The 11,955-nt window shown below is 46.3% G+C and carries 12 protein-coding genes; 3 read left to right on the top strand and 9 right to left on the bottom strand.

Annotation, left to right across the window (positions count from 1 at the left end; all coding sequences use genetic code 11):
• Window positions 1-164 precede the first annotated feature (164 nt).
• The 9 genes from fis to IE104_RS04995 all read right to left on the bottom strand — a co-directional run bounded on the left by fis (window position 165) and on the right by IE104_RS04995 (window position 9,332).
• Window positions 165-464 (bottom strand): DNA-binding transcriptional regulator Fis, encoded by a 300-nt coding sequence (gene fis, locus IE104_RS04955; protein ID WP_189416427.1) that lies wholly within the window; start codon window positions 462-464, stop codon window positions 165-167.
• Window positions 461-1,450, bottom strand: a complete 990-nt coding sequence (gene dusB / locus IE104_RS04960) for a tRNA dihydrouridine synthase DusB (protein ID WP_189416428.1) — start codon at window positions 1,448-1,450, stop codon at window positions 461-463. Before dusB ends, fis begins: the two co-directional genes overlap by 4 nt.
• Window positions 1,451-1,631: 181 nt before the next feature.
• Window positions 1,632-3,206, bottom strand: coding sequence for a DUF3426 domain-containing protein (locus tag IE104_RS04965; protein WP_189418287.1), 1,575 nt, complete (start codon window positions 3,204-3,206; stop codon window positions 1,632-1,634).
• Window positions 3,207-3,391: 185 nt separating this feature from the next.
• Window positions 3,392-4,276 carry a 50S ribosomal protein L11 methyltransferase gene (gene prmA, locus IE104_RS04970; protein WP_189416429.1) on the bottom strand — a complete coding sequence of 295 codons (885 nt, stop codon included), beginning with the start codon at window positions 4,274-4,276 and terminating at the stop codon, window positions 3,392-3,394.
• A 28-nt stretch (window positions 4,277-4,304) separates the two neighbouring features.
• The gene (locus tag IE104_RS04975; protein ID WP_229837613.1) at window positions 4,305-4,748 is read right to left on the bottom strand and encodes a GNAT family N-acetyltransferase; all 444 of its coding nucleotides are present in this window, start codon (window positions 4,746-4,748) and stop codon (window positions 4,305-4,307) included.
• Between the two features lie 102 nt (window positions 4,749-4,850).
• Window positions 4,851-6,206: an acetyl-CoA carboxylase biotin carboxylase subunit gene (gene accC, locus IE104_RS04980; RefSeq protein WP_189416431.1), complete on the bottom strand. Its 1,356-nt coding sequence runs from the start codon at window positions 6,204-6,206 to the stop codon at window positions 4,851-4,853.
• A 30-nt stretch (window positions 6,207-6,236) separates the two neighbouring features.
• Entirely contained in the window at window positions 6,237-6,713 is a 477-nt protein-coding gene (gene accB / locus IE104_RS04985) for an acetyl-CoA carboxylase biotin carboxyl carrier protein (RefSeq protein ID WP_189416432.1), read from the bottom strand.
• A 49-nt stretch (window positions 6,714-6,762) separates the two neighbouring features.
• Window positions 6,763-7,203, bottom strand: coding sequence for a type II 3-dehydroquinate dehydratase (aroQ, locus tag IE104_RS04990; protein ID WP_189416433.1), 441 nt, complete (start codon window positions 7,201-7,203; stop codon window positions 6,763-6,765).
• Window positions 7,204-7,508: 305 nt separating this feature from the next.
• Window positions 7,509-9,332, bottom strand: a complete 1,824-nt coding sequence (locus tag IE104_RS04995) for a protein-disulfide reductase DsbD family protein (RefSeq protein ID WP_189416434.1) — start codon at window positions 9,330-9,332, stop codon at window positions 7,509-7,511.
• A 203-nt stretch (window positions 9,333-9,535) separates the two neighbouring features.
• Between IE104_RS04995 and IE104_RS05000 the strand changes: the two genes are divergently transcribed.
• The 3 genes from IE104_RS05000 to IE104_RS05010 all read left to right on the top strand — a co-directional run bounded on the left by IE104_RS05000 (window position 9,536) and on the right by IE104_RS05010 (window position 11,951).
• Window positions 9,536-10,282, top strand: coding sequence for a hypothetical protein (locus IE104_RS05000; protein ID WP_189416435.1), 747 nt, complete (start codon window positions 9,536-9,538; stop codon window positions 10,280-10,282).
• Window positions 10,283-10,309: 27 nt separating this feature from the next.
• Window positions 10,310-10,741: a copper chaperone PCu(A)C gene (locus IE104_RS05005; RefSeq protein ID WP_189416436.1), complete on the top strand. Its 432-nt coding sequence runs from the start codon at window positions 10,310-10,312 to the stop codon at window positions 10,739-10,741.
• Between the two features lie 154 nt (window positions 10,742-10,895).
• Complete coding sequence (locus tag IE104_RS05010; protein ID WP_189416437.1) at window positions 10,896-11,951, top strand: DUF2333 family protein; 1,056 nt, start codon at window positions 10,896-10,898, stop codon at window positions 11,949-11,951.
• Window positions 11,952-11,955 lie beyond the last annotated feature (4 nt).

Below are 11,955 nucleotides of genomic sequence, written 5' to 3' on the forward strand. Positions count from 1 at the left end.
AAAGAAAAAAATTTAAAGATAAGTACGCAAGATTCTGTGGGTGTTATACAAAATTCTGGGTACTTAACTCTTAATGTTTGAATATTGTTTTCGGAAAATAAAAAGGGGTGGAAACGAATTGCCACCCCTTTTTTATGTGTGGCGAAATTAGTCGCCTGCGGTAATTACAGTAAGCCGTATTGCTTTAACTTTTTACGCAGAGTACCACGGTTCAAACCCAATACTTGTGCTGCGCGAGTTTGGTTGTGGCGAGTGTATTTCAACACGATTTCGAGCATTGGAGCTTCGACTTCCGCCATTACCATTTCGTAAACATCGCTAACAGATTGACCGTCTAAATGTTTGAAATAATTTTCCATCGCTTGTTCAACACATGCACGCAAAGATTGCTGCTGCGCAGTTTGATTCAAATTTTGCGCGTTGTTGGTGTTAACAGGTTGGGTAATAAAAGTTGCAGTGTTCATGCGGCTTTTTCCTCTTTCTTTATCAGCTGCTCAAAAAAACGTTGTACGCTATCTTGTTGCGCTTGAGCCGTTTCCAGTTTGTTGAACTCTCTGCGAAATAATTCGCTATCGGGCACAGTTTGCAAATACCAACTCGCATGTTTGCGAGCGATTCGCGGCCCCATAAATTCACCGTAGAAACAGTACAGTTCGCGCAGATGGCTGCTTAAAATTTCTCTTACTTCATGAAGAGAAGGTTCGGGTAATTCGTTTCCTGTAGCCAGGAAGTGCTCAATTTCGCGGAAAATCCACGGGCGTCCTTGAGCTGCACGACCAATCATCACCGCTGCCGCTTGGGTGTGATCCAATACCGCTTTGGCTTTGCGTGCTGAATCTATATCTCCGTTGCAAAACACCGGGATACTGACGGCTTGCACAACCGCTGCAATAGTGTCGTACTCGGCCTCGCCAGCGAACGCGCAAGCGCGGGTTCGGCCATGTAAGGCGAGGGCACTTATGCCGGAATCTTCTGCGATGCGTGCAATGCGTAAAGCGTTGCGTTCTTCGGTACTCCAGCCAGTGCGGAACTTTAGGGTTACCGGCACATCGACTGCGGCGACGACTGCTTGCAGAATTTCGGCGACCAACTGTTCATCTTTTAACAAAGCTGAGCCAGCGGCTTTTTTACACACTTTTTTGGCAGGGCAACCCATATTGATATCAATAATCTGGGCGCCGTTAACAACGTTTAAACGCGCTGCTTCCGCCATCATTTCAGGATCGCCACCGGCAATTTGTACCGCTATGGGTTCAACTTCGCCGGTGTGATCCAGACGCAGACTACTTTTGCGTGTTCCCCACAGCTCCGAATTGGAGGTGACCATCTCCGAAACTACCAAGCCTGCTCCCAATTGCCGGCAGAGCTGGCGAAAAGGACGATCAGTCACTCCGGCCATAGGCGCGAGAATAACTTTACTGTCGATTTGATAGGGTCCGATACGGAACAATTAATGCTCCTGATGTAAGTACACGCGGGCTTAAAAGGAGTTTCTGCACCTGCGTAAAAGGGGCGCCATGATAACCGTTCAGGGGCAGATTGAAAACGAAAAAACGCCAAATATTGGCGTTTTTTTGAGCTAAAAAGTTGCTTTAAGGGGTTGCATTTTAGTGCGCTAAATGCGTTCCCACTTAATGGGTGAGTAGACTGTAATTTACGGCATCAGGACCCGGGTCTGATATTTCCAAAGTGATGTGTACAGGTTGGCGTACGGGGATGTGCTGCATGCCGGCCAGTTCACCCGCAAGGTATTCGCGCGGGGTGAAGCGACGTGTTGCTACAGGCGTTTCATCCAATTTGCTAAAAGATAAAATCAGGTCGGGGAAGGGTTGTTCGAATGGTGCGTTGTTGATCAGTATGGCGTCTACCATCAATGCGTTTTCGATGTCCGGGTGATTGCGCACTATAAGGTTGGTGGCCAGTATTTGCGCAGTATCTATAAGTGTGGGCACTTCGCAGCCAAATACCGGACACATAAACAGGTAAGCCGTGCGGTAAGGCTCAACGCGGCTGAAGTAATCAAACTTGAAATAAGCCACCTGGAAGAAAAGTAGTGCTGCCATAAGAATGGACAGGGTTGACCAGAGTTTGCGTTGGTACCAACGGCGCATGCGTTTGGCCGTGAATTCCACGGGCGCGGGCATAATGTTCATCAGCAAGGCAGCACGCGATGTATCGAAGGCGCGCATTTTGGATGATTTTACCGGGCGCTTTGAGCTGGGCTTTTCCTCTTCTTCGTCAACCTCTTCGGTAGCAGCCGAATTAAACAGCGCGGCAGCAAACGCAGATGATTCTGCCGTTTCAGCTGGTGTTGATTCAGATGGCCGAGTAGCGTTTAAAAATTCCTGGCTAAATGCAGACTCTTCACGAGAGTCTTCCGGGGTTTCGCTAACCAAGCTAAACACAGGGCCCGAGTAGCTTGGTGTTGTTTCGGGTTGTGCCTTGGTCTCGTCAACACCAGCGTGATCTTCATCATCCCCATCGGATGAATCCTTATCGCTTACTGGAGCAATAGGTGAGGCAGGCTTTTTGAGTTGGTGTAGAACTTCTTCATCGTCATCCAAAAGCTCTTCTGCCCAAGACTCATCTTCAAGTTCCTCTTCTTCCTCACGTGGTGCCTCGTAGCGAATCTCGCGTTCGAAAAGTGAAACCGTTTGTTTGGGGTGCATATCTATATCAATGAAACCGTCGAATTCATAAGCGGAACCTTTGTCATTGGTTTGGTCCATGTCGTCACTGATTAGCACATCTTCTTCATCTTCCAGAATTTTGGCTTTATCAAGGACTGGTTTCACTATTACTGGTTGTTCAGGTTCTTTAATCGCTTTGATGCTTTCAACAACTGTAGCCACTGATGCAGGTTTTACGATTGGATGGACGTTTGCAGCGGGGCTGACTACTGCAGGCGTTACAGGTGCAAGTTGTTCAGGATTTTGGGCAGGCTCAAGCGAAAGTTGTTCGGCCTTTTGTTCTATTTTTGGAGCTTGCTTACTTTGGGCGGCAGACGTTTTTACGGGTTCCGGTTTCGGAGTCTGATTTTTTTCCGTTGCAGCATCCTGAGCTGCACTTTTCACCAGATAATCCTGTGCCTTAAAAATATGCAGACAAGAACCGCAGCGCACAGCACCCTTTGCAGACTCAAGCTGAGTGCTGGTGATGCGAAAAGCGGTAGCGCATTTAGGGCAGCGGGTAACCATTTGGGTCATGGCGATGGTGATTCCTTGTTGATTTGCCTGTGAGTGTAGCTGGTCACTCTGGCGTGGTAAATTGTTCTTATCGTGTAGTGTTAAACCTACCGCATTTGTAAACAAATGCGGGACTTAAAGCAACTTATTCAACCTTATTCTCGCTATCCAATGCCACATTTGGGGTTGTCTCGTTTGGCGTTTGTTTAGGCGCGTACCTTGGTTCCGGTAATACGCACCCACTCTTCCTGGGTGGCGATAGGATCGAATTCAAACCATTGTGCGTAAGCTGCTTTAACAGTATCGGCTTGGATAGCGAGGATTCCGGATAAACAAATTTTTCCGCCTACTTTGGTCATCGCATTCAAAGCTGGTGCCAGCTCTGCCAGCGGGCCGGCTAAAATGTTGGCGAGCATGATGTCTGCCTGAAACTCCGGACAATCTTTTGGCAAAAATACTGGCATGGCATCTTCTGGAAGATTATTGCGCTTTGCATTTTCGGTGGTTGCGAGCAGGGCTTGTGGATCTATATCTATACCGATAACTTTTTTCGCGCCCATCAATAAGGTAGCTATGCCGAGGATGCCAGAGCCGCAACCATAATCCACAATATCCAGGCCGCTGAAATCTTGTTGGTCAATCCACTGCATGCACATAAATGTTGTTGGGTGCGTGCCTGTGCCGAAGGCGAGGCCTGGGTCGAGCATTAAATTAATTTTGTCCGGCTCTGGCGGTTGCTGCCAACTTGGGCAAATCCACAAGCGTTCACCGCAGCGAATGGCGTGGTAATTGTTCATCCATTCGCGTTCCCAATCTTTATCTTCCAATTGTTCCCATTTATGTTCAGGAAGTTTGTTGCCGAATTTTCTTTCTGCAATCGCAATAGTTTTTGCTGTGTCGATTTCCGCATCAAATAAACCGGTGATTTTTACGTTATCCCACAGTGGAGTTTCACCAAGGCCCGGTTCAAGAATGGGTTGGTCAGCGTTGTCTTCAAAAGTGACTGATGCTGCGCCGCACGCGAGTAAAGAATCTTCAATTGATTCTGCATAACGGCGGGGGGAAATAACTTTTAATTGAAGCCAGGGCATAGTTGTTGCTCAAAAAAATAAATAAGAGTTACACGCTTTTATTGTAAGCGTAGAAAATATCGTCTCTAACCCAACCTAAAGATTCATATAAAGATTGGGCAGTTAAATTCGTTTTCGCGGTGGTTAAATCCATGCGCGGAATATTATTCGCTTGCGCGTGTTCGCGAGCCTTTTCCAGCAGCATTTTTCCCAAGCCAGATTGGCGCGCGTTTGGCGAGACAAATAAATCAGAAAGCGTATAAATAGGTGCTGCAATCACTGAACAAAAGCTGGGGTAAATCTGGCAAAATCCTAACGCATTTTGTGCTTCATCTTCTGCAACAAAAATAATGGACTCATTGTTGCTCAAGCGATCGCTAATAAACTGTTTGGCAAATTCAAGATTGGGTTCTTGTTCGTAAAACTGACGATAGGCATCAAAGAGTGGTGCGATTTTAGCTGTGTCTGCAATGCTTGCGTTACGAATGTTCAATCTTAAATCTCTCCTTCGAATCAAAAAAGTTGCTGGCATTAAAATGAAAAATACCCCAGTGCGAAAACACTGGGGTATTTGCGGCTAAAAAACTGATGTGGATCAGTGATTCATGCCCAATTTCTTTTCCAGATAATGGATGTTCACACCACCTTTACGGAATTCAGCATCGCGTACCAACATTTGTTGTAGCGGAATGTTGGTTTTGATTCCGTCAACAATGGCTTCATCCAATGCTTGGCGCATACGATCCAACGCAATCTCGCGGGTATCACCGTAGGTAATAATTTTTGCGATCATGGAATCGTAATTTGGTGGAACTGTGTAGCCGTTATACAAATGTGAATCAACGCGCACGCCCAAACCGCCGGGAGCGTGGAAACCTTTTACCAGGCCGGGGCAGGGCATAAAAGTTTGCGGATCTTCGGCATTGATACGGCATTCAAACGAGTGGCCGCGAATAATCACGTCAGATTGTTTGATAGAAAGTGGTAAGCCCGAGCACACGCGGATTTGTTCTTTGATCAAATCAACACCGGTCACCATTTCTGACACTGGATGCTCAACCTGAATACGTGTATTCATTTCGATGAAATAAAAGCGGCCATTTTCATACAAGAATTCAAAAGTACCTGCGCCTTTGTATTTAATATCAATACAGGCTTGCACGCAGGCTTTGTAAGTTGCTTCGCGAACTTCTTGCGGAATTCCTGGTGCTGGAGCTTCTTCCAATACTTTTTGGTGACGACGTTGCAATGAACAATCGCGGTCGCCTAAATGAATTGCATTGCCTTGACCGTCTGACAAAATTTGTACTTCAACGTGACGCGGGTTTTGCAGGAATTTTTCCATATAAACCGTGTCATCACCGAACGCAGCTTTCGCTTCGCCCATAGTGATTTGAATTGAGCTGATTAAAGAATCTTTGTCATGAACAACGCGCATACCGCGGCCACCGCCTCCGGCTGCTGCTTTGATAATAATAGGGAATCCAATACGCTCAGCAATTTCCAAACACTTTTCAGGTTCTTCAGTTGGATTTGGCAGTGCGCCATCTGAACCAGGAACAGTCGGCACGCCCGCTTTTTTCATCGCCTTAATGGCTTCAACCTTATCCCCCATCATGCGGATTACATCTGGATCCGGGCCGATAAAAGTGAAACCGCTTTTTTGTACGCGCTCGGCAAAGTCAGCATTTTCTGCCAGAAAACCGTAACCGGGGTGAACGGCTTCAGCATCGGTAATTTCCATAGCCGCAATAATCGAAGGCACATTCAAATAACTTTTTGGCGATGGATTTGGCCCAATACAAACGGCTTCATCGGCAAGGCGAACGTGTTTTAAATTGCGGTCTACTACAGAGTGTACTGCAACCGTTGGAATGCCCATTTCTTTACAGGCACGCAAAATGCGAAGTGCAATTTCGCCGCGGTTTGCAATGAGAATTTTTTTAAACATAACCAAGTCCTCAGCAGTTAGCTGTTATTGTTAGGCAATAATCACTAAAGGCTGATCGAACTCAACGGGATTACCGTCTTGTACCAAAATGGCTTCAATAACGCCGGCTTTGTCGGCCTGGATTTGATTCATCATTTTCATGGCTTCAATAATACAAATTACGTCGCCAACTTTTACGCTTTTGCCAACTTCAATGAATGGCGCTGAGCCAGGGCTTGCTGCGCTGTAGTAGGTGCCCACCATCGGAGATTTAATGCTGTGGCCAGTAATGGCAGCCGCTGCAGGTGCAGCAGCAGTTGGTGCTGCTACTGGAGCTGCGGCAGCTGGCGCAGGAGCGGCAGCTTGAGCTGGTGCCGGAGCATAATTTTGTACGGGTGCAGATACATATTGAACAGTGCCGCTGTTGCGGGCAATGCGTACAGACTCTTCGCCTTCTTTGATCTCTAATTCACCGATGTTTGATTCTTCAAGTAATTCGATGAGTTTTTTAATTTTGCGAATATCCATAGGATCCTCTTAGCAACAGTTGTTGGTTGTAATAATTAATCGTTAACGATTAGTTGTTGAGTAATGTAAAAGCAGCCTGCATGGCCAAGCGATAACTATCCGGGCCGAAACCGCAAATAACACCTTGGGCAATGTCAGAAAAATACGAGTGATGACGGAAAGTTTCGCGTTTGTGCACGTTAGATAAATGCACTTCAATAAACGGAATATTTACCGACAAGAGCGCATCGCGCAGGGCGACACTGGTATGTGTGAAAGCAGCAGGATTAAACAGGATAAAATCAACGCCTTCTTTGCGCGCATCGTGAATACGATCAATGAGTTCGTACTCGGCATTGCTTTGCAGTGTTTGAATATGGTGGCCAGCATCTAAACATAATTTGGTCAATTGCTGGTTTATGGTCTCAAGAGTGGCGGCGCCGTAGATGCCTGGTTCACGCAGGCCAAGCATGTTCAGATTGGGGCCGTGAAGTACCAAAATTGTTGCCATAGTGAGTCCTATTGTTGTGAACAGCTGCGAACGGGCTGTTTGACCACGAGAGGTCGACACAAGTTTCATCGGATTTCAAAAAAGTGGCGGGAGTTTGCCGCAATTTGTTACTTATGTCCACGATGAGTGCGAAATTAATTTAAATTGCTGAATTTCGCTGCAAGTTTGCAGAAATTGTTACTTGCTGTAATTGTTGGGAGGGCCAAAAGCGGAATTTTAGTGACCTGTTACCGCATCTTTCCTGCTTTTTAGAGGCAAGATGCGACAATTTCGCAGTTTGAGAGGCTAAAATCGTTAATTGTCGTCTATTTTGCAGGCTTAATGGTGTTTATAACAATAGATGGGGTTAGCAGTTGCGGTAAAACCTCGCCACGCTTGGCGGAACCGGCGGGGAACCATACATATAAAGGTACGCCGATTCGGCCATAATCCCGCAATAATTCCTTTATTTGTGGATCTGCGTTTGTCCAATCGGCCTTTAAAGTTGCTACATTCAGCTCATCAAAAGCAGCTTCAACTTCTTCGCGGTTAAGTGTTGTACGTTCGTTAACTTTGCATGTGATGCACCAATCTGCTGTGACATCGATAAAAACCGGGCGCCCTTGGGCGCGCAGTTCGGCCAACAGTTCAGGAGTGTAAGCGATCCAGCGCTTATCAGCCTCGCCATTTTTCATGGCTTTATAAGGAATGAATATCGCCAATAAAAGCGCAGCTAAGGCAAGTGCGGTGTAAATCTTCTTGGTCCACCCACTTGTCGGTCTGCGATAAATCCAAAATGCAAATGCAATGGCGACAGCGCCTAAGCAAACGGCGAGCATCATTCCAGAGCCGGCTTGGTTGGTAAGTACCCAAAGTAACCAAATGGCACTTATATAAAGAGGGAAGGCGAGGAATTCCTTAAGTGTTTCCATCCATAAGCCCGGCCTTGGAAGCTTTTGTGCAAACTGGGGCAAAAAACACAGCAAAAGCAATGGCACGGCCATGCCCACACCCAAAGCAACAAAAACGGCCACGCAAACATAGGCTGGTTGGGTAAGCGCGAAGCCCAAAGCGGCACCCATAAAAGGGGCCGTACAGGGGCTCGCCACCACTGCTGCTAATACTCCAGTGAAAAATGAACCTTGCAGGCCAGACTTTTCAGTAAGGCTTTGGCCTACTCCCATGAGTGAGCCGCCCACCTGGATATAGCCAGCCATTGCTAGTCCCATGATGAAAAACAGGTAGGCGAGTGCTGTGACTAGCCCGGGAGATTGCAGCTGGAAGCCCCAGCCAACGGCTTGTCCGCCCGCTTTTGCAATGAGTAGCAAGCCGGCGAAGGCCGCAAACGAAGCAACTATGCCCAGCGTATACATGAGTCCATGCAGTTTAAGTTGTTGACCGTGGCTTTGCACAAGGCTCAATACCTTTATGGAAAGTACCGGAAAAACACAGGGCATAAGATTTAGGATAACGCCGCCGAGAAAAGCAAAAAGCAATGCTTGCCACGCCCACAGTTGATCTTCTTCAGCTGATGCTTGGGCCTGATCGGCTGATGTTGCACTCGAATCAGTAGCGACTCTTGGCTTATTTGCCAGCTTGGTAACCTCATTTTTGCTTGTATCTATATGGAGGTTTTCGGAATAGGGTGGGTAACAAAGCCCGGCTTCTGCACAGCCTTGGGACGTGACTTTTAGGTCAAATGAAGGTGTGTTTGCTGGAATAAAAAAATCTGCTGTCACTTCATGGTAGTGAAGCGTCATATCTTTACCGGCAAACTCATCGAACTTGGGTTTCCCCTCGGGGCTGAAAGTCGGTGTGAGCGCAACCTCGGGTGTTGCGCGAAACTTGAAGCGTTCCTGATAAAGATAGTATTTGTCAGCAATGGTCCAGGTCAGGCGCAGCTTTTTAGTGGTTGCATCGCTATCGCTAATCTCGGCGTTAAGTTTATAGGCTTCTGTGACAGGCAAAAAATCATCCTGTTTGGTGAAGCTCGCCGCTTTTACAGTGGAAACATTGGCATTGCCGGAGGGATTAAATTCTTCAGCAAAAGTAAAGGAACCTTGCAGGAAAATGACCCCCAACAGGATATGAGCAAATTGCTTAATTGCCGGGATTGAAAAATTGAATTCAGGGAAGCGAGAAGTTGGCATAATGGGCGCCTTAGTGAGCCGGTAAGCCGGCAAATTAAACCTAAAGTGGCATAAATTGCAGCAAGTGTAGTTGAGTCAAGAGTCTGGCTGCCAGTCATGTTTTGTTAAAATGGAATTCATTGGATCTTTGGTGTGCGTTCTGTGTCACAGGTTCAGCCACTGATATATCTTTTCCCAGAGCTTATTTATTAGAGAAAGTATTCATGTTTAGTTTGTTATCTCTTCGTTGTGCTAGATCTTTCATCAATGTGCGAATTCTCGGCTTAGTTGGTTTGGCAGCTGTTTTAGGTGCTTGCCAATCTACCCCCAAGCAAGAAGAGCAGCCCCCAGTTGCCCAGCAAGTGCAAGCCCCTGTTGAGCTCACTGCGCAACAAAAAGTGATTAACTCTCTGTTATCAGAAGCAGACTATTGTTTGTCGCAAAACAAACTGCTTAATCCTATCGCCGACAATGCCCACGACCGGTACCGTTCTGTGCTCTTGATGGACCCCGAAAATGAGCGCGCAAAACTGGGTTTGCAAACTATCTCCTTACGTTTTGTAGAGCTTGCCCGTACAGCAGCCAGACGCGGCAATGTTAGCGAAGCGCAAACCATGATCAAATATGCGCGCGGTGTTGATAATAATCCGGTTGTTCAAGATGCTGCCGAAACCTTGCGCAAACAACTGGGCACTATTCCCGCCGCAAAGCCTTACACACCTGGTGAAGGCGAAGTAGTCTTGGATGCTAAATTGCTGCAGGCGAAAGATCCCCAGATCACCACGCAGTTGGTAGGTGTTGCGCAAAAAGCAAAAAAAACCGATGAGTTTGTTTTGATTATTGCTCGTACGGATGCGGAAGGCCGTTATATATATCAACTATTGCGCAATGCAGTTCCCGGTTATTTGGTGCGCGGTGATATTAAAATTGGCTCACCTGCGCGTGTGAAGTTGGTTAAATCCCTGGATTAATAATTCGATTATCTGCGAAGGCCTCTTGTGAATAAATTACTGAAAAGTCTTGCTTTGGTGATGATGATTTTTAGTGGCGCTCAAGCCGCGTCTGCGGCTGATGCAAACACGTCAGATATCAATGTAACCAATGCATTTTTTTACGTGCCTTTGGGCACAAGTAAAACCACTATGGCCTTTTTTACCATCACTAATAATTCAAACAAGGATATTAGTATCACGGGCGTGAGTTCTAGTTTTGCCAAACAAATTCGGTTAATGCCAGAAGCCACTCTGTTGATTCCTGCACATCAATCAGTCGCTTTGAAATCCAGCGGTCGCTATGTAGAAATTAATGATCTTAAAGCCAAGCTAAGCACCGGCGACGAGCTACACTTACTAGTAAGCTTGAGTAATGGGCAAAAGCTACAACTGGTTGCCCGAGCGAAAAGCGCTTACGATCAAGTACATGGCCACTAAAGGTTGGCATCATGAACCTATTGATAAGGTCTTGGGTTAAATGAGAAGGTCCTGGGTTAAATGAGAAGGTCCTGGGTTAAATGAGAAGGTCCTGGATTAAATGAAAAGGTCCTGGGTTAAAAAATTTCACGTCAGAGAGTGGTGGGTGCGAAGCGTGCGCCGCGCTCGTGACGAATACGAAGACACCCAGAGCGATATAGAATGCGCCCGGCCAGAATATCGTTGGGCAATTTATGTTTTTTTGATTTATCTCGCCGGTACAATTTGCTTAGGGATTTATTGGAGTTCTGCACCCGCAGAATTAAATGTCCGCGCCACTACCCAGCATCAATTAGCAACTTTAAAAATACCAGTTCAAACACAATGGCCAAAAGGTGTTGCTACTACATCTACTTTGATTAGCATTAGTGAAACTTTATTAGATAAACATGGTGGCTACCTAACCAACGATTTTTCTCCACCGGGTATTTGGCTTGATAACATGTCCCATTGGGAGTTGGGTGTTATAACCCAAGTGCGAGATACTACCCAAATTTTGCGCTCGTCATTGAGTCAATCCAATCTCAAGCATGATTTGGATGTCGATCTGCAAAAAGCAGAGGTGCGTTTTAATTTTTCCGATAATTCCTGGGGGGTTCCTTCCACCGAATCCCAATACCGCTCTGGTATAGAGCACTTGCAGAAATACAATTTGCGTTTGTTACAAGCGGGCGCTGAGAATGCGCAATTCCATGTGGATGCTCAACATCTCAATGATTATTTGGCTGGTGTAGAACAGCGCTTAAAAATTTTATCGCAACGCTTAACGGCAAGTGTTGGTCCAAATCCTAATACCGATGCATCGGCAATCTCCATGCGCCAAGCTAATGCTAAAAAAATTGTGAGTGCGCTCTACACTAAAACACCCTGGACGCAAGTAGACGATATTTTTTATGAAGCTCGCGGTTCGTCCTGGGCGCTAATTGCTGTTTTACAGGCGGTAGAAATTGATTTTGTAGATGTATTGCAAAATAAACGCGCCCAGGTAAGTTATGAACAAATTATCCGTGAATTAAAACCCACGCAAGATCCAGTCTACAGCCCAATGATTTTAAATGGCGATGGATTTGGGTTTGTTGCCAATCATTCGCTCACCATGGCGTCCTATCTTGCACGTGCGCAAGCAGCAATTTCAGATTGCCGCCGCCAATTGTTAGTATCAACTCCCTAATAAG

The sequence above is a fragment of the Cellvibrio zantedeschiae genome, from assembly GCF_014652535.1.
GTDB lineage: Bacteria > Pseudomonadota > Gammaproteobacteria > Pseudomonadales > Cellvibrionaceae > Cellvibrio > Cellvibrio zantedeschiae.

What these genes read in the sequence shown, in the direction of transcription:
- fis (WP_189416427.1), bottom strand. Translation starts at nt 464, where the DNA reads ATGAACACTGCAACTTTTATTACCCAACCTGTTAACACCAACAACGCG.
- IE104_RS04965 (WP_189418287.1), bottom strand. Translation starts at nt 3,206, where the DNA reads ATGACCCAAATGGTTACCCGCTGCCCTAAATGCGCTACCGCTTTTCGC.
- prmA (WP_189416429.1), bottom strand. Translation starts at nt 4,276, where the DNA reads ATGCCCTGGCTTCAATTAAAAGTTATTTCCCCCCGCCGTTATGCAGAA.
- accC (WP_189416431.1), bottom strand. Translation starts at nt 6,206, where the DNA reads ATGTTTAAAAAAATTCTCATTGCAAACCGCGGCGAAATTGCACTTCGC.
- accB (WP_189416432.1), bottom strand. Translation starts at nt 6,713, where the DNA reads ATGGATATTCGCAAAATTAAAAAACTCATCGAATTACTTGAAGAATCA.
- aroQ (WP_189416433.1), bottom strand. Translation starts at nt 7,203, where the DNA reads ATGGCAACAATTTTGGTACTTCACGGCCCCAATCTGAACATGCTTGGC.
- IE104_RS04995 (WP_189416434.1), bottom strand. Translation starts at nt 9,332, where the DNA reads ATGCCAACTTCTCGCTTCCCTGAATTCAATTTTTCAATCCCGGCAATT.
- IE104_RS05000 (WP_189416435.1), top strand. Translation starts at nt 9,536, where the DNA reads ATGTTTAGTTTGTTATCTCTTCGTTGTGCTAGATCTTTCATCAATGTG.